This is a genomic window from uncultured Veillonella sp. (assembly GCF_963551295.1).
GTDB lineage: Bacteria > Bacillota > Negativicutes > Veillonellales > Veillonellaceae > Veillonella.
Genome location: NZ_CAUVFT010000013.1, coordinates 1 through 16,526, shown reverse-complemented (window position 1 = coordinate 16,526; position 16,526 = coordinate 1). Strand labels below are relative to the sequence as shown.

17 protein-coding genes and 1 pseudogene are annotated in these 16,526 nt (G+C 41.6%); 8 read left to right on the top strand and 10 right to left on the bottom strand.

The genetic code is table 11. The annotated features are described in order from the left end of the window. Positions 1-48: 48 nt before the first annotated feature. The 6 genes from hisG to RYO55_RS05030 all read right to left on the bottom strand — a co-directional run bounded on the left by hisG (position 49) and on the right by RYO55_RS05030 (position 6,804). The gene (hisG, locus tag RYO55_RS05055) at positions 49-1,650 is read right to left on the bottom strand and encodes an ATP phosphoribosyltransferase (RefSeq protein ID WP_314984442.1); all 1,602 of its coding nucleotides are present in this window, start codon (positions 1,648-1,650) and stop codon (positions 49-51) included. A 264-nt stretch (positions 1,651-1,914) separates the two neighbouring features. Then, a complete protein-coding gene (gene hisJ, locus RYO55_RS05050; RefSeq protein WP_314984440.1) occupies positions 1,915-2,778 on the bottom strand; it encodes a histidinol-phosphatase HisJ in 864 nt (287 codons plus the stop codon). 100 nt (positions 2,779-2,878) lie between these two features. Continuing rightward, positions 2,879-3,379: a GNAT family N-acetyltransferase gene (locus RYO55_RS05045; protein ID WP_314984438.1), complete on the bottom strand. Its 501-nt coding sequence runs from the start codon at positions 3,377-3,379 to the stop codon at positions 2,879-2,881. Positions 3,380-3,719: 340 nt separating this feature from the next. Beyond that, entirely contained in the window at positions 3,720-4,391 is a 672-nt protein-coding gene (locus tag RYO55_RS05040; RefSeq protein ID WP_314984436.1) for an energy-coupling factor transporter transmembrane component T, read from the bottom strand. Positions 4,392-4,400: 9 nt separating this feature from the next. Beyond that, positions 4,401-5,213: an energy-coupling factor ABC transporter ATP-binding protein gene (locus RYO55_RS05035; protein ID WP_118091118.1), complete on the bottom strand. Its 813-nt coding sequence runs from the start codon at positions 5,211-5,213 to the stop codon at positions 4,401-4,403. Continuing rightward, positions 5,206-6,804 (bottom strand): tryptophan transporter, encoded by a 1,599-nt coding sequence (locus RYO55_RS05030; protein WP_314984434.1) that lies wholly within the window; start codon positions 6,802-6,804, stop codon positions 5,206-5,208. The genes RYO55_RS05035 and RYO55_RS05030 overlap by 8 nt, the downstream gene beginning before the upstream one ends. Positions 6,805-7,050: 246 nt before the next feature. On the opposite strand from RYO55_RS05030, the gene RYO55_RS05025 reads away from it, so the two are divergent. The 8 genes from RYO55_RS05025 (at position 7,051) to rbsB (ending at position 13,687) form a co-directional block, all read left to right on the top strand. Further along, positions 7,051-7,572 (top strand): cysteine hydrolase family protein, encoded by a 522-nt coding sequence (locus RYO55_RS05025; RefSeq protein WP_314984433.1) that lies wholly within the window; start codon positions 7,051-7,053, stop codon positions 7,570-7,572. Positions 7,573-7,679: 107 nt separating this feature from the next. Continuing rightward, complete coding sequence (locus RYO55_RS05020; RefSeq protein ID WP_314984432.1) at positions 7,680-8,336, top strand: NAD(P)H-binding protein; 657 nt, start codon at positions 7,680-7,682, stop codon at positions 8,334-8,336. Between the two features lie 37 nt (positions 8,337-8,373). After that, positions 8,374-8,556 carry an antitoxin PHD gene (locus RYO55_RS05015; protein WP_314984430.1) on the top strand — a complete coding sequence of 61 codons (183 nt, stop codon included), beginning with the start codon at positions 8,374-8,376 and terminating at the stop codon, positions 8,554-8,556. 320 nt (positions 8,557-8,876) lie between these two features. Beyond that, on the top strand, positions 8,877-9,764 hold the full coding sequence (gene rbsK, locus RYO55_RS05010; protein WP_314984429.1) for a ribokinase: 888 nt from the start codon (positions 8,877-8,879) through the stop codon (positions 9,762-9,764). A gap of 27 nt (positions 9,765-9,791) precedes the next feature. After that, entirely contained in the window at positions 9,792-10,205 is a 414-nt protein-coding gene (gene rbsD / locus RYO55_RS05005) for a D-ribose pyranase (protein WP_314984428.1), read from the top strand. A 153-nt stretch (positions 10,206-10,358) separates the two neighbouring features. Then, the gene (locus RYO55_RS05000; RefSeq protein ID WP_314984426.1) at positions 10,359-11,840 is read left to right on the top strand and encodes a sugar ABC transporter ATP-binding protein; all 1,482 of its coding nucleotides are present in this window, start codon (positions 10,359-10,361) and stop codon (positions 11,838-11,840) included. Further along, a complete protein-coding gene (locus tag RYO55_RS04995; RefSeq protein ID WP_004697939.1) occupies positions 11,840-12,775 on the top strand; it encodes an ABC transporter permease in 936 nt (311 codons plus the stop codon). The genes RYO55_RS05000 and RYO55_RS04995 overlap by 1 nt, the downstream gene beginning before the upstream one ends. Before the next feature lie 9 nt (positions 12,776-12,784). Further along, entirely contained in the window at positions 12,785-13,687 is a 903-nt protein-coding gene (gene rbsB, locus RYO55_RS04990) for a ribose ABC transporter substrate-binding protein RbsB (RefSeq protein WP_060919259.1), read from the top strand. A gap of 59 nt (positions 13,688-13,746) precedes the next feature. Here rbsB and pcp read toward each other — a convergent pair whose 3' ends face one another. From pcp to RYO55_RS04970, 4 genes and pseudogenes are all read right to left on the bottom strand, one after another. Further along, positions 13,747-14,400 carry a pyroglutamyl-peptidase I gene (pcp, locus tag RYO55_RS04985; protein WP_314984478.1) on the bottom strand — a complete coding sequence of 218 codons (654 nt, stop codon included), beginning with the start codon at positions 14,398-14,400 and terminating at the stop codon, positions 13,747-13,749. A 163-nt stretch (positions 14,401-14,563) separates the two neighbouring features. Continuing rightward, positions 14,564-15,493: a DUF979 domain-containing protein gene (locus RYO55_RS04980; RefSeq protein WP_287509914.1), complete on the bottom strand. Its 930-nt coding sequence runs from the start codon at positions 15,491-15,493 to the stop codon at positions 14,564-14,566. A 1-nt stretch (position 15,494) separates the two neighbouring features. Next, positions 15,495-16,244 (bottom strand): DUF969 domain-containing protein, encoded by a 750-nt coding sequence (locus RYO55_RS04975; RefSeq protein ID WP_308521542.1) that lies wholly within the window; start codon positions 16,242-16,244, stop codon positions 15,495-15,497. 190 nt (positions 16,245-16,434) lie between these two features. Continuing rightward, positions 16,435-16,526, bottom strand: a pseudogene (locus RYO55_RS04970) (N-acetyltransferase); the annotation flags it as partial.

The window sequence follows — 16,526 nt, the reverse complement described above, 5'->3', positions numbered from 1 at the left end:
CTATTAATCCTAAATCTTACTAGCCGGATATATGATTCACTCTACGTCTTATGTATTAATTGCTTCTGAAAGCTGATCAATGAGTTTAAAAATAGTATTTCTCTTTTGTTTTAAAGCTAATGGATTGGCTACGAGACGTGTAGAAATTGGTTGCAACCAGTCGAAAATTTCTAAATTATTCTCACGCAAAGTTGTACCCGTTTCCGTAATATCTACGATAGCATCAGCTAACCCTACGAGTGGAGCCAGCTCAACGGAGCCTTCAATTTTGATGATTTCTACATCTTGAGCTCCAAAGTATTGTTTTGTAACAGTTGGATATTTCGTACCAATTCGTTGTCGACGACCTTCTTTAGGGTCATAGCCTGCTAAGGACGCTAAAATAAATTGGCATTTACCCGTTTGTAAATCAAGCATTTCATAGCTCGTATCGTCTTGTTCATCTAGAACATCACTACCGACGATACCGAGGTCCACAACGCCGTTTTTCAAATACGTCGTTACATCCGGCCCCTTTGCGAGGATGACCTCCATAAAATCACCCAAAGAAATAATAAGTTTACGTGCCTTATTATGTAATGGTTCACAATCTACGCCACAAGCTTCAAGGAGAGGAATAAAATCCTTTTCTACACGACCCTTCGTAAGAGCGATGCGTAATGTATCGTTATCTTGAACTTTGCTTTCACCTTGCAAGGTAATATCAGTCAACACGTCAATGTTGAAAGCCATCCCAACGGCCGGCATCGGTGTACCATCAAAGCTGGATAACAGTCCGTCATATCGACCACCACTGACGATATATTGAGACACGCCGTCCACATAACCTCTAAAGGTAATGCCTGTGTAATAAGATTGAGGCGGTTCTGTAGACACATCGATGCGAACCTGTTGTCCTGTTTGCTCCACTTGGTTTGCCATGTCTATGAGATTATCTAAAATGCGCTGCGCCGCTGCAGGCAAGATAATTTGGTTCAGCTCATCCTTGATATCTTGAACCGTACCAAATAAACGAGGCCACACATTGAGGAATGGGAACAACGCACTATTTTTAAAGTCAGCAATCAACTCGTTGTAACGAGGTAAATATTTGGTGAACAAAGTCTCGAGGAGTTCTGTTCTTTCATCATCACTGAGCCCTAGTGCATCGGTGATAGCACGAGAGAATCGAGCATCACCAATTTCGAGCAACAAGCTACCACCTAGCTGAGTTTCATTTACCTCTTTAATGATCTTGAAGCACTCTTGCTCTGCCTCAAGCCCATCATAGCCCACCATCTCGATACCACCTTGCGTCACTTGGTTCACATCGCCGCGGTGCTTTTTATTTTTCATGAATACATCGCCCAAGTAATAGAACGTGCGAGGCAATTCAATATTAGTAGTCGCCAAGAAACGACCAATAGGCATAGTCAGATCAGGACGAATTACGACGGATGCTTCAGAACTATCCATGAATTCGTACATATGTTGACCGCGCCCCATTGCATAGCCATTGAATACATCTTTGTACTCTACGAGAGGCGTAGAAATCTTTGTGTATTGACGATTTCGACAAAGACCAAGTACATATTGACTCACATCATCCTTACGCTCTGCTATGATCCCTATATCATCACGGAAACCAGTAGGTAATTGCTGCTGTACCATCGTAAACATCCTTTCTATCAATTCATTTATATCATTTCTCATATTTTTGAAAGCTATATATCATCTGTATTAACCATTTAAGTTATATGACGGTTTAAGTCATCTAGCTATTCAGTTTATTATGAGAAAAAATTTACCTATATCGATGCTTTTCTATTTTATCGCTTTACTTTATTAAAGTATGAAATTATAATATAACGGTTCTATAGAATTGTCAATAGAACCGTTATAATTTCATGTATTTACTATAATAATGATTTGATGCTATCCCCAAACGTTTTCTATATCTGCCACGCTATGTGCATCAGATCCCAATACAAATGGTACCCCAATGATAGCAGCCATGCCTTGAATGAAGCGGCTTGGATACATTTCACGGCAGTCTGGTTTAAAGAAGCCGCTCATGTTGTAGTCTAGTTCGCGACCTTGAACGCGCATAATATGCAAAATATCGCTCACCACCTGCGCATTGCGACGATCTAAATGACGTTCAAATCCAAAGTGATGTTGGTATTTCTTAATCAAATCAAAGTGACCAATACGTTTAGGTGTATATTCACCGAGATCAGCACGCACGGCTTGGCGCACTGTGGAATAATACTTGTAATATAACTCATATTGCTTTTCAATCCACGGCCCGAAGCCTTTCTCAAATTCTTCAGGACTGTAGTCTAAGCAGTAAAAGGCATTATTAACGCCTTCCATAAAGTGAACGGATAAAATATTATCATCCGTCAACGGACCGTAGCGATCTAAGAACTCTTGAATATCTGATTCAAAGCCCGGAATATAATCGACTTCAAAGCCGAGAGAGATATCGATATGTGTGCCATACGCACGTTGTAATTGACGACCCAGCTCTAAATAGGCATCAACTTGATTCAATTTCAAAGACGCTGTATCATAGGCCTTTTTATCACCACCGTATTCTGCAGCAAAAGCTGTTGGCAATGGTGCATGTTCTGTGAGGCATACCTTTTCTATACGTAACTCGATGGCCTTTTCAATCATCATCGCAGTTCGGTCCCCACTACCATGTGGACACAATTCCGTATGTACATGACCGTCTACGAGACGGCTGCGATACTTACTGTATCCAACAAACTGCCTTTCGTCTTTCATACTCATTCAATCACCCCTATTCGCCCTACCCCTTGGCGAATCCTTATCTATAATCTATACATCATTAGTATAACGTATTAATATCTATGTTTTCCTATACTAATTATTATACCAATAATGCGTATGTTTCGGTATCCTGATATTTACCATGTTTGAATCCCACTTGCGGCGTTAACCCACAATAGATAAACCCAAATCGTTCATGTAGCGCTGTGCTTGCTGCATTTCCTGCAGTAATGACAGATACCACGGTGTGTAATGTTTCCGTTTCTTTCGCATGGTCTAATATATGAGCCATTAATTTAGACGCCACACCTTTACCACGATACTCTTGATGGATATAAATAGATAATTCTACGGTACTTTTAAAAGCATCCTTTGTTCTATATGGTGAGAGCGATGCATAGCCTACCACAACATCGTCCATAAGCCCTACAAAAATGCAGTGCTCAGACGTTTTATGCGCATCAAACCACTCCTGCCACTCTGGCAATGTACGAGGTTCAAGATCAAGTGTGGCTACACCATTTGCAACCTCGTAATTATAAATATCTAAACAAGATACTACATCATCCTGTGTAATTGGGCGTATTACTAATTCACTCATAAGAATTCCTCAAAAAGTTGGTTGTTCTATATATAAATTAACCACTTATATCTATTATAAAATGATACAATAAAATCACCTCCAGAAGAAAGGAGGTGTTATATTGGAGGCGTTATTTTGTACGCTTTGGGGTACCTTGCTTGCCCCTCTTATTGTGTCCTTAGTTGTTACTACCTATAGCTATTGGTTACAAAATAAGAGTAAAAAATAAGCAAGAAAAAGGACGAGCGGCAACTCGTCCTTTTTGTTATATTGTAGGTAATTTTGTACGCTTTACTACCTATCTGTAGTATAACATAAATAGATTTTTTTACAAGATATATCCTTGATTAATCAAAGATTAAGCTACAATAGCAAACAGAGCAATTGTTACTACTACCAGTACTGAAATGACACCGTAATCAATTGTTTTCAATCCTACAGAGGCTGCAAAGCTATGTGTCGGTCCACCGAAGCCACGTAGTTCCAATGATAACGCCATTGTTTCAGAGCGTCCCAAGGATTTTAGCAATAATGGTTGGATAACGGATACATAAGATTTGATGCGTTTAATAAAGTTGCCTTCTAGAGATAATCCACGGCAAGCTTGTGCCTCTTGTACAGCATGACTTTCAGCAATAAAGTCAGGTACGAAACGAAGCGCAGCAGTAAACATAAATGCATATTCGTAAGGAATTTTGCATTGTTTTACGAGTGCTGCTGTAAGATCTTGCAATTTTGTAGTTGCCAACAGACAAATGAATACAAGTGTCATAGCAAGCATACGTAAGCCAGATACTATGGCAGAAGTTACATCGCCACTACCGATGAATTGGACGAGGCCAAGGAATACCGCAAAGCTAGTTAATGCCAACACCGCTTTGTGTTGTTTGAATAACAAACCCGCTACAAACAATACACCCAGTTCTACTACGACTAATACCAATAGAGATACCCAGTCGCGCAACAGGATGGCCCACACGGATACGGCGAGGGTCATCAAGATTTTTGTTAATGGTACTAAACGTTCCATATGTCCCTCCTATTTTCCGCTCAACTGAGCCACTAACTTAGATTTCAATTCATCCATAGATTTGCAATAGCCCAAGGATGGTACCGCTAGTGAAAGTTCCACACTTGGCGGTTTCGTAAGGCCTAAATCTTGCAATTCATCCGTAGACTTTTTGAATAATTCTTCTGGACTGCCATCAAAGGCTACGGTTTGGTTGCCCATGATGATAGCACGGCTACATTCGCTAGCCATGATTTCCATATCATGAGTAATGAGAAGGATCGTGATACCTTCCGCATTGAGCTGACGCAATAATGCTAATAGCTCTTTTGTTTCCTTACCATCTTGACCACTTGTTGGCTCATCAAGAATGAGGATTTTAGACTTCATAGCCAACGCGGAAGCAATGGCTACGCGTTGCTTTTCACCACGGCGCAATGTCGGAGGGTATGCTTCACGCAAGTGAGCAATACCGGTACGTTTCAATACTTCATCAACGATGCGTTTCACTTCGGATTTAGTGCGACCCAAAGACTCAGGACCAAAGGCCACCTCAGTGGCTACAGTCGGTCTAAACATTTGACGATCTGGCTGTTGGAATACATAGCCGATAAATTGCCCCCGTTTAGACGGCGGCATGGACGTAATGTCCCTACCGTTATAATACATGCGGCCTTCGCTAGCCTTTTCGAGACCTACGAGTAAACGAGTTATGGTCGTTTTACCGCAACCATTACGACCACCGATGGCGATATATTCGCCTCCTTCGATGGTGAAAGTCACGTCTCGGAAAATATCTACGGATGGCACATAGCCAAAGCGGATGTTTTCAACCTTAAGCATGAGCGCCACCGTCCTTTCCTGGTACATCATCAACACGTTGAATAGGTTGTTTTTCTACGGTCGTAGTATTTGTTTGATTTCCTGTGGAGTTGCTTTTACCATGCACCTCAGTTTGGATGGCATGCGCCATTTCAATTTGGTGCAAGCCCTTAATAGCAGACTCGATGCTGAGCCAAGGTTCATCACTGTGGAAACCGGCTTGTTCTAGTTCCATATAGGTTGTAAATACAGATGGCAATGCATCAACATGAATATTGTGTTCGTACATGTAACGAAGCGTAGTAGGTACATCATCGTCACAAGCGATAGAGCCATTCACCATGAGGGCCATGCGGTTTGCATACGGCAATACAGCATGCAAGTCATGGTCGATAACGACAACGGTGATACCGTGTTTTTGGTTCAAGTCACCTACGAGGCGATATAATTCGGCGGTCCCATCTGGATCGAGGGAGCTAGTCGGTTCATCAAGAACAAGTACAGTTGGGTTCGTAGCCAATACGGAAGCGATAGCCAAACGTTGGCGTTGACCACCAGATAAACTTGTAATCTTGCGGTCTTCTAATCCCACAAGACCAACTTGTTCAAACACCTCTTGAGAGCGAAATGTAATCGTTTCACGATCATAACCACGGTTTTCCATGGCAAAGGCCACTTCTTCACGAACCGTCATCGTTACGAGCTGTGTATCGTAATCGGCGAGAACTACACCGATATGGTTCGCTAGTTCTGGGATTTCCATTTGTGTAGTCGCATGACCATCTACAAAAACCATGCCTTCTAAGCGTCCACCATAGAATTTAGGAACCGCACCTACCATCGCCATACAAAGGGTACTTTTACCACAACCTGCAGGACCAGTTACCACTAAGAAGTCACCATCATGTACATCGAGATTGATGTTTTCAAGGGATGGTGTAGTTGCCTTTGGATGATAGTAATTTACGTGCTCAATAGAAATCTTAGCTTGGCGCTCAGGCAAGATTGTCAAGTGACTATGATCGGAGCCCAATTCCTCTGCACTTGGCAACATGCCCCGTTTAGAAAATAAACGTTGCGCTGGAATGTATAAAATCGGCGTAATGGCACCGTTCAAAGCACCTACGATAAGAACCATTGGCCACATACCGTACATATACACATTGTCTGGTAAACCCAGAACTTGCCACAAAATGGTAACGAAGATACCGCCAGATACAACGGTCGCCAAGAATCCAGATAAGATTGGTGTCAAATCAAAGCCCCCAATTTTACGGAACTTCATGGACAGCATAGCGCGCGTCACGAGAGCAGCCGTCAAAGCACCACCTGGTTCGGACAACAAGTTGCCATATGGGAATGCGGACTTCGACGTCAATACGTTGATGAGGGCTGCTACTAGGCCAATCCCCAAAGTTTGACTCAAACTAGGACGAGTCAATAAAATAGCTACGCAGTACGTAGCAATCGTCCAGTTCGGCGTTACCCCAGCCACACTAGGGCTCACCAAATGCAAAATCGTGCCCAATGCGAGCATCAATGTGCTGACAGTAACCCATCTAAACTGGCCACCCTGCACATGCGTGTACACAAGATCTTGAATCCGTTCCATAATAGCCTCATTTCTATAAAAATATATATGGATTTATTTTATCATTCTTCGAGAATTTGTGAAAGCCTAGACCGCATCAGCACAGTATATCAAACTCATATCACACTTTTTTGTCACATACTTATGATATAATGCATGCAAATACTTATATCAAAAAAGATTAACACTAATTTTGATAGCTAAGATGGTAAATCTTAAAATTTACCTAATCAATATATTTCATATAGTCTACAAAGAAGGTTCATCATGGCACAAGCATTAATCGTAATCGATATACAAGAAGGCTTAGTTAACGAAAATCCTTACGATGCAAAAAGGCTTATCGCAAATACAAAAGCAATCATTCAACATTTCAGAGATCAAAATATAGAAGTAATTTTTATCAGACACTCTGAAGATGAAGGTTTATTGGCAACAGGCAATGATAATTGGCAAGTCTATCACGAATTAAAACCTCAAAAAAACGAAAAGATCTTCAATAAATATTACAACAGTATATTCAAAGATACTGAGTTAAAGGAATATTTAGATAGCAAAAGTATTACCGATTTAACATTCGTAGGAATGCAGGTGGAATATTGCATTGATACCTCTGTGAAAGTAGGCTTTGAATATGGTTATAAAATCACCATTGTCGAAGATGCTATCTCAACCTTTGACAATGAGCATCTACCAGCAGATAAAATCCTATCCTTTTACAAAGAAAAAATTTGGCAAAATCGATTTGCGCAGCTGAAAACAACAAAAGAAATTTTAAGCATCAATTAAATTATGAAAATCTTATAAAGATTTCTATAATTTTTCTCACCTATTTGTCATATATGTATGTTAAAATTTCATTAAATATTTATGCCCGAACATAGGAGGTCTTTTTTATGTATAAGTATATTACGATTTTAGGAGCTGCGGGCCAAATAGCTCAAAAGTTGACTGCTACACTATTAACATATACAGATATGCACATTACATTATATGGTCGTCAGTTGAAAACACGTATACCTCCAGAGATTATCGACCACGAACGTGTTACAGTGATTGAAGGTTCATTCCAAAATCCTGGTAAATTAGAGCAAGCTGTAACAAATGCGGAGGTTGTATTTGTAGGTGCTATGGAGTCTGGCAGTGATATGGCTTCCATCGTGAAAGCATTGAGTCGCAAAAATATACGTCGTGTTATCGGTGTTTCCATGGCTGGCCTTTCTGGTGAATTCCCTGTAGCACTTGAAAAATGGACCTTCGATAACTTGCCTATTAGCTATGTTCAAGGTGAGCGTCAAGCTCGTAACGTATTGCGCGAATCCAATTTAAATTACACTATTTTGCGCCTCACATGGCTTTATAATGATCCGGAAAAAACCGATTACGAACTCATCCCTGAAGGGGCTCAATTCAACGATGCCCAAGTTTCACGCGAAGCTGTGGTAAAAGCCATCTTTGATATCTTACATGCAGCGGATGAAACTCCTTTCCACCGCACAAGCATCGGCGTAGGTGAGCCAGGTACACACTTCGATAAACCAAGCTTTCACTAATATATAACTATAATTAACAATAAAGGCCGGATAGACTATGAAAATAGATAAAAGCTACAGTAATACAATAAATATTAACGATACTACAACTAATATTTTACAAACTAAGATAGATATATTATCTGCTCTTGTAGAAGGCCAAAATGATATCATTCAAGGACGTATTCTATCTTTAGAGAAATCCTTTGATAGTATAGACCAAATGTTAGATAAAATATAAATAGTATAATATATTAATTCTATAATAATAAGGTATATCCAAAATTTAAGAGTACATTTTTACTCATGTAACATAGATTTTGGATATACCTTTTTTATTCCTACATTTTATAGATATTTATATAGATAAACTCGTGTATTTACGCTATACTAATAAATAATTAGTATATACTATAGGTATGTGAAAGCAAATGCCTCTTTGATTATCAATTATATTTATATATGCAACTTACTGTATAAAACACTCTAAGTTTTATGTATAAAAATAAATGATAGTCATTTTTAGTCCCAGTTAGGGCAGAGGCGAATTAAGGAGTTATTATGAATCGCATTGTTGTTATTGGCAGTTGCAACATGGATATTGTAGTCCTCGCGGACAAACGCCCTACTGCAGGCGAAACAATCATGGGCAACGAATTGCACATCGCCCACGGTGGCAAAGGTGCTAACCAAGCGGTAGCAGCTGCCCGTCTAGGTGCAGAGGTTACCATGGTTGGTTGCATCGGCCAAGATGCTTACGGCCAAATGATTGTAGATAATCTAAAAGAAAATCATATCAATACGGACTACATCGTCACTGTTCCAGATACAACAACTGGTACGGCTCACATTACATTGGCGGAAGGTGATAACAGTATCATCGTTATCAGTGGCGCAAATGTTAAGGTAGATCAATCGGTAGTGGATAATGCTTGGTCAGCTATCGAGCAGGCGGATCTCGTAATGGTTCAAAACGAGATTCCTATTCCAACGATCGAATACATCGTTCGTCGTTGTCACGAGGCTAATGTGAAAGTCCTCTTAAATCCGGCTCCAGCGGCAGACCTCAATCCTGAGTGGTTAGCATTGGCAACCTATATTACGCCAAACGAACATGAGCTTTCAGCGCTTTACCCTAATCAATCTACAGAGGAAACATTGTTAGCTAACGAAAATAAAATCATCGTCACCCTCGGTAGCAAAGGCGTAGGCTACGCTGACAACGGTGAAATCCACACCGTATCCGGTTTCAAGGTGAAACCCGTAGATACAACAGGTGCAGGCGATACCTTCAACGGCGCCTTTGCAACAGCCATCGTTAATGGTAAAAGCTTAGCCGATGCGTTGAACTACGGCAATGCAGCTGCGGCCCTCTCCATCCAACGTTTAGGTGCCCAAGGTGGCATGCCTACGAAGGACGAGGTCGCTGCATTCTTGGCAGAGAATTAACCTATTGAATAGAAAAAGGAGTTATCTATGCAACGACACGGCATTTTAAATAGCCATATCGCTAAGGTTCTTGCAGATCTCGGCCATACAGATACGATTTGTATTGCTGACTGTGGTTTGCCAGTACCTGAAGGTGTTCAAAAGATTGACTTAGCCTTAGATTTTGGAGTACCAAGCTTTGAACAAGTGGTCTCCATCATCGCTAAGCATATGAAATCCGAAGCGATTCATGTAGCAAAAGAAATTAAAGAAAATAATCCTGAAGCTTATGACTTTTTGGAGTCTACCTTCCCATCCAATCAATACGAATGGATTAAGACGAGCCACGATGCTTTCAAAGAAGCAACCAAACAATGCAAATGCATTATTAGAACTGGTGAAGCATCTCCGTATGCGAATATTATCTTGCGCGCCGATTGTATCTTTAGTGATCGTCCCTAGAGCAATAGATTAACCAACTAGTTTTATAAATGAAGCATCCGAACTTGTAATTTTACCAGCTTGGCTTGCAAAAATTAACTAATTATCAAATCTATTACATACATCAAGATTACATACATTAGAAATACTTTCACCAGTCATATAGGAGTAGTTATGGAAATTGTTATGTCAGGCATTGCAAAGGCCTTTGGTACGAACCAAGTGCTGCGCGATGTAAGTATTACCCTCAAGGAGGGCGAGGTTCACGCCTTGATGGGCGAAAACGGGGCCGGCAAGTCCACCCTCATGAATATCCTTACGGGCATTCACAAGGCAGACGCTGGCACAATCACCATCGATGGCGTAGAGCGCACCTTCCCGAACCCGAGAGAGGCTGAGCTAAACGGTGTGGCTTTTATCCACCAAGAGCTCAACATTTGGCCAAATCTAACATTGTTAGAAAATCTATATTTAATGAGACCAAAGCGCAATAAATTTGGTATGCTCGATAAAAAGGCGATGCTCGCCGAGGCAGAAAATACATGCCGCGAGTTGGGTATCGAATTGCCACTCACAACGGAGGCAGGTCTTTGCTCCGTTGGTCACCAACAAATGACGGAAATTCTTCGCATCTTGATGTTAGATGCCAAGGTTGTCATCATGGACGAACCGACAGCAGCCCTCACAGAGCGTGAAACGGCGACTTTGTTCAAAATGATGCGCAAAATGAAAGCCCGCGGCGTGGCTATCGTATATATCTCTCACCGTATGGAAGAGGTATTTAGCGAATGTGATACAATAACAGTTATGCGTGATGGTCACACCATCATTACAAAACCAACTGCTGAAATTTCTGTAGACGAAGTTGTACGTCACATGGTAGGCCGTTCTATTGACGAGTTCTACCCTGCTCGCACCACAACACCAGGCGAAGTGGTAATGAGCGTAGACAACCTTAAACCTGAAGGGTTCGACAACGACATTTCCTTCTCCTTACGCAAAGGTGAAATTCTCGGCGTCGCGGGCCTTATGGGCGCTGGCCGTACAGAAATCATGCGCGCCATCTTCGGTGTAGACAAACACAATGGCGGTACCGTAACAGTTAACGGCTCCGTTCTGAACTGTAAAAAACCAGAAGATGCCATCAAAGCTGGCATTGCTTTCATTACAGAAAATAGAAAGAGCGAAGGCTTGATCCTCGATTTCTCCATCGGTTCCAATATTACATTGCCAAACCTTGGCGAGATTTGTCCATCTCACGTATTGGATAGCGGCAAGCTCAATTCCTTTGCTGACGAATTGTCTAAAAAACTAGGCGTTAAAACACAATCTATTCACGAATCGGCATCGTCCCTATCCGGTGGTAACCAACAAAAGGTGGTTATCGCGAAATGGGTTGGTAAAAAGCCATCCATTATCATCATGGATGAGCCGACACGCGGTATTGATATCGGTGCGAAACGTGATATTTATGATTTAATGAACGAATTAACGAACGATGGTGTGTCCATTATCATGGTGTCCTCTGAGTTACCTGAAGTGCTGGGCATGAGCGACCGTGTTATGGTCATTCATGAAGGTCGCGTAGCAGGTATCTTGGACCGCAGCGAAGCAACACCAGAATCGATTATGACATTAGCTACAGGAGGACAATAATGGACAGCAAAGCTCTACAATATGTAAAAAAATTAGGCCCTCTCATCGGTCTCATCCTATTATTTATCATTATCTCTGTCATGAATGACAGTTTCCTTGAATTCTCTAACTTGCGTAACTTGTTGCGCCAAGTATCCATCAATGCGATCATCGCCTTTGGTATGACCTTCGTCATCTTAACGGGCGGTATCGACTTATCCGTTGGTTCCATCCTCGCCCTCTCCAGTGCAGTAATGGCCAACCTCATCGTAACTGGTACTGACCCTGTATTGGCTATCGTATTAGCTGCCGGTGCAGGCCTTGTATTGGGCGGTATTAACGGTCTCGTTATTACCTATGGCCGCGTAGCTCCATTTATCGCTACCTTGGCAACCATGACAATCTACCGTGGTGCGACGCTAGTATTTACTGACGGTAACCCAATCTCCGGCCTTACACAAGATCCTCTATTCCACGGCTTTGGCCAAGGGGATATTGCAGGCCTTCCAGTTCCAGCGATCACAATGTTCCTAGCTTTCATCATCCTCTGGTTCGTATTGAGCCGCACATCTTTAGGCCGTAAAACATACGCCGTAGGTGGCAGTGAAAAAGTTAGTTACATTGCTGGTATCAAGATTGACCGCGTTAAAATCTTCGTGTATGCCTTGACTGGTATGCTCTGCGGTATCGCAGGTGCAATCATCACTTCTCGTCTTAACTCTGCACAACCTACAGCAGGTGCAGGCTACGAACTTGACGCTATCGCGGCGGTAGTTCTTGGCGGCACAAGCCTAGCTGGTGGTCGTGGTCATATCGTTGGCACACTCATTGGTGCCCTAATTATCGGTACCCTCAACAACGGGTTAAATATTCTCGACGTTTCCAGTTTCTATCAACAAGTCGTAAAAGGTATTGTTATTTTACTGGCTGTTCTTGCAGACCGCAAGAAAGCTTAGGAGGTTCCTATGAAAAAACTATTGTTACTGTTGGCGATGGCTATCATGGTTATCGGTCTTGTAGCAGGCTGTGGTAAAAGCGCTGATAACGGCGGCGACAAAAAATCCGGCACGATCGGCTTCTCTGTTTCCACATTGAACAACCCATTCTTCGTAACTATGAAAGAAGGCGTTGAGGCTCAAGCTAAAGCGCTTGGTCTAAAAGTTAAAATCGTTGATGCTCAAAACGACCCTGCAAAACAAGCAAACGACATTTCTGACTTGCTTGAAAGCGGCGTTTCTGTATTAATCATCAACCCTGTAGACTCTGCAGCTATCTCTACTTCCGTAGAAGCAGCAAATGCTAAAAACATTCCTGTAATCACTGTTGACCGTTCTGCTGACAAAGGCAAAGTAGTGGCTCACATCGCTTCCGATAACGTAAAAGGCGGCGAAATGGCAGCTCAACTTATCGTCGATAAAGTTGGCAAAGCTGCGAAAGTAGCTGAAATCGAAGGTATCCCTGGTGCTTCCGCAACGCGTGAACGCGGCCAAGGTTTCCATAACGTAGCTGACAAAGACTTAACAGTAGTAGCAAAACAAAGCGCTGACTTCGACCGTACAAAAGGTTTGAACGTAGCAACTAACATCTTGCAAGCTAACCCAGACGTACAAGCTATTTTCGCTCATAATGACGAAATGGCATTGGGCGCTATCCAAGCAGCTAAATCCGCAGGCAAAACAATCTTCATCGTAGGCTTCGACGGTACTGCTGACGCAGACAAAGCTGTTAAAGACGGCACATTGGCTGCAACAATTGCGCAACAACCAGACCAAATGGGTAAAATTGCTATCGATACAGCTCAAAAAGTTATCAAAGGCGAAGCTGTAGAAGCTAAAATCCCTGTAGATCTTAAAGTTGTTACAAAATAAGTGTATATAGAAACTGGGTACAAAAAAGAGTCGCATCTTAAAGACGCGACTCTTTTTATTTATTCATGTGGCGTCGTATACGTAATGTTTTGCGCTTCGTAGCTTTCACCATGGGCCAATACGTGAACGATGGTTTCTAGTGTAGCGCGTACTGTTTCAACAGCCATGCTCGGTTGATCTGGCTTGTTTACCACTTGAGATGGCAAGTACGGAATGTGCATGAACCCTACCTTAATACCACCCTTTTGAGCCGCATAGTGAGATACGCCGTACATGATATGATTACATACAAAAGTGCCTGCCGTATTGGATACTTTTGCAGGGATACCCGCTTGATGCAACGCATTAACGATGTTTTTAATAGGTAGTGTGGCAAAGTAAGCACTAGGGCCATCAGCTACAACGGGTTCGTCCGTCGGTTGATTGCCTCCATTATCTGGGATGCGGAAATCATCGCAGTTGATGGCTACGCGTTCAATTGTAATGTCTGGTCGGCCACCAGCTTGACCTACACAGAGAATAAAATCAGGATTACATTTTTCTGCAGCCTCTATTGCTGTTTTTACAGAATTATAGCGCACAGTAGGTACCATCTGAGTAACTACTGTATAGTCCCCATCTGTATACCCTTCCATCGTTTTTACAGCTTCCCACGCAGGATTGATACTTTCACCACCGAAAGGATCAAAACCTGTAATCAAAATCGTTTTCATCATATTACCTCGTAACAATATCAATTAATACCGAAGATTTAAATAGATCAAATAAAAAAGTATTGTATGTATCAATACCATCAATGTAAAAGTTTCTAAAAACTGCAATTATCTCAATATTATAAATGCATTATTCTTAAAATATGTAAACACCTACTATGTATTATAAGAAATAGTACATCAATAGAATGTTCAATGTCAGCATCACAATAGCAACAGGAATTTGCGCTTTAATAACGCCGTACGTATCCTTCATTTCAAGAAGCGCCACAGGCACGATATTGAAGTTTGCCGCCATCGGGGTCATCAACGTACCGCAATAACCAGCGAGCATAGCGATAGGTCCGATAATAGCAGGGTTAGCACCATGGCCTACAACGAGCATAGGAACTCCAATAGCACTCGTAATCATTGCAAAGGCTGCAAAGGCATTACCCATAATCATGGTGAAGAAAGCCATACCGATGCAGTACGCCACAACAACGAGGAACACATTATCTGCGGGCACTATGCTAGCTACCATACTAGAAATCAACTTACCTACCCCTGCGAGGTTAAATAAGTAACCAAGAGCCGCTAACAATTGGGACAAGATAGCCGTCCAGCCGATCGCATCGAGAAGGCGACGACCTTCATGGAAGCTTTGTGTTACCTTTGCTTTTGTAATATATAAAGCCACGCACAAGGCGATAATGGAGGCAATAGCAAGACCTACAAGGGCGCCGAGTTTCGTAAAAAACCCAATGATAAACGTAATAATTCCAACGAGCAATGCAGGAATAAAGATAACATTGCCTATGCGTAATGCTTCAAGTTTTTTGAAGTCCACAGCAGATTCAAAGTAATTTCCCTTGCCAAGCTGTTTGAACAACACGATGGCAGCCATCGCAATTACGAGCCATCCGTTAATCTCTTTAGACAAATAAGACCCAAAAATAAAGGAAATCCCATATAAAAGCCAGAATAAACCAGTACCTATCCGATGTTTATGCTCTTTATCAAGGAAGGATTGTATAGAGAAGATAACTAAAATGATACCAATGAGAAGGTATACATAGTCTAAGGGCTGCATTTTATATAATAATTCCAACATATTATTTGCCCTCCTTCGCTAGTTCTTCCGGTGTTACAAGAATATTTAACTCATTAGGCACCAATTTACCAGCTTTCATATCGGCCTCGTCTTGAGCTACGCTAGATTGAATCGTTTTATCGAAAACAAAGAAGCGAATAACGCTAACTACATAGGCACATACGGCCGTTGGCACTCCATAAATTACCATATCTGTAAGTTCAACGGTATATCCAAGTTGCTCCATCACGCCTTTGATCAATAAAAGCCCACCTGCTGCTAAGAACAGATTTTGACCGAAGAAGTTACCAAGATTATCAGTAGATGCTGCTACACCACGGATTTTATCAAGTGTACGTTGAGATATAGGTCGCCCTTGTGCTACAGCGGCTTCACTCATTGGAGAAATCAAAGGACGAACCATGGCTACTAGACCAGACATACTGATGCCAAGTGCTACCGTCACTTGACGAACGAATAGGTAAATCATAAAAATACGCCCCGCCGTTGCAGCGTGAATCTTGCCAATCAAAATTTCTGCCCGTTCACGCAAACCGTGCCGTTCCATAATACCAATGACGGGAAGGACTAAGGCAAATAAGGACATATAACGATTCTTAACAAAAGCCTCCCCAATGGCACCAACGATATCGTTTATGCTAAGACCTGCCGCAAGGCCCGTTACAAAGCCTGCTGCAATAACCACCAATAGAGCATTAAAGCGTAGCATCAATCCGATGACCATCACTAAAATGCCTGATAAAATCAACATATGGACACATCCTTTCTTTAAATTATCCATAACCGCATATAACTGCAAAGATGCATTATATGTATATATTATATAACAAATAGTAATAATCTTGCATAAGAAAAAGCCTTGTATCTAATTTTTAGTGAATGACAACGATCAACAACCGTACCCGCAAATCACTAAGATAGATTACAAGGCTTTTATTCAGTTAATTTAACTCTTTTTTGAATAATATAGTAGTATGTTGTTTTCCTCTAAAATGAACCTTATCATACGCAGTAAATCCAAAGGATTCATACA

Coding starts and splice junctions, on each gene's coding strand:
- RYO55_RS04975 (WP_308521542.1), bottom strand. CDS start 16,244: ATGTTGATTTTATCAGGCATTTTAGTGATGGTCATCGGATTGATGCTA.
- RYO55_RS05040 (WP_314984436.1), bottom strand. CDS start 4,391: ATGGAACGTTTAGTACCATTAACAAAAATCTTGATGACCCTCGCCGTA.
- hisJ (WP_314984440.1), bottom strand. CDS start 2,778: ATGAGTATGAAAGACGAAAGGCAGTTTGTTGGATACAGTAAGTATCGC.
- RYO55_RS05030 (WP_314984434.1), bottom strand. CDS start 6,804: ATGGAACGGATTCAAGATCTTGTGTACACGCATGTGCAGGGTGGCCAG.
- RYO55_RS05035 (WP_118091118.1), bottom strand. CDS start 5,213: ATGCTTAAGGTTGAAAACATCCGCTTTGGCTATGTGCCATCCGTAGAT.
- RYO55_RS05025 (WP_314984433.1), top strand. CDS start 7,051: ATGGCACAAGCATTAATCGTAATCGATATACAAGAAGGCTTAGTTAAC.
- RYO55_RS04995 (WP_004697939.1), top strand. CDS start 11,840: ATGGACAGCAAAGCTCTACAATATGTAAAAAAATTAGGCCCTCTCATC.
- RYO55_RS05020 (WP_314984432.1), top strand. CDS start 7,680: ATGTATAAGTATATTACGATTTTAGGAGCTGCGGGCCAAATAGCTCAA.
- RYO55_RS05015 (WP_314984430.1), top strand. CDS start 8,374: ATGAAAATAGATAAAAGCTACAGTAATACAATAAATATTAACGATACT.
- pcp (WP_314984478.1), bottom strand. CDS start 14,400: ATGAAAACGATTTTGATTACAGGTTTTGATCCTTTCGGTGGTGAAAGT.
- hisG (WP_314984442.1), bottom strand. CDS start 1,650: ATGGTACAGCAGCAATTACCTACTGGTTTCCGTGATGATATAGGGATC.
- RYO55_RS05045 (WP_314984438.1), bottom strand. CDS start 3,379: ATGAGTGAATTAGTAATACGCCCAATTACACAGGATGATGTAGTATCT.
- RYO55_RS04980 (WP_287509914.1), bottom strand. CDS start 15,493: ATGTTGGAATTATTATATAAAATGCAGCCCTTAGACTATGTATACCTT.
- rbsD (WP_314984428.1), top strand. CDS start 9,792: ATGCAACGACACGGCATTTTAAATAGCCATATCGCTAAGGTTCTTGCA.
- rbsK (WP_314984429.1), top strand. CDS start 8,877: ATGAATCGCATTGTTGTTATTGGCAGTTGCAACATGGATATTGTAGTC.
- rbsB (WP_060919259.1), top strand. CDS start 12,785: ATGAAAAAACTATTGTTACTGTTGGCGATGGCTATCATGGTTATCGGT.
- RYO55_RS05000 (WP_314984426.1), top strand. CDS start 10,359: ATGGAAATTGTTATGTCAGGCATTGCAAAGGCCTTTGGTACGAACCAA.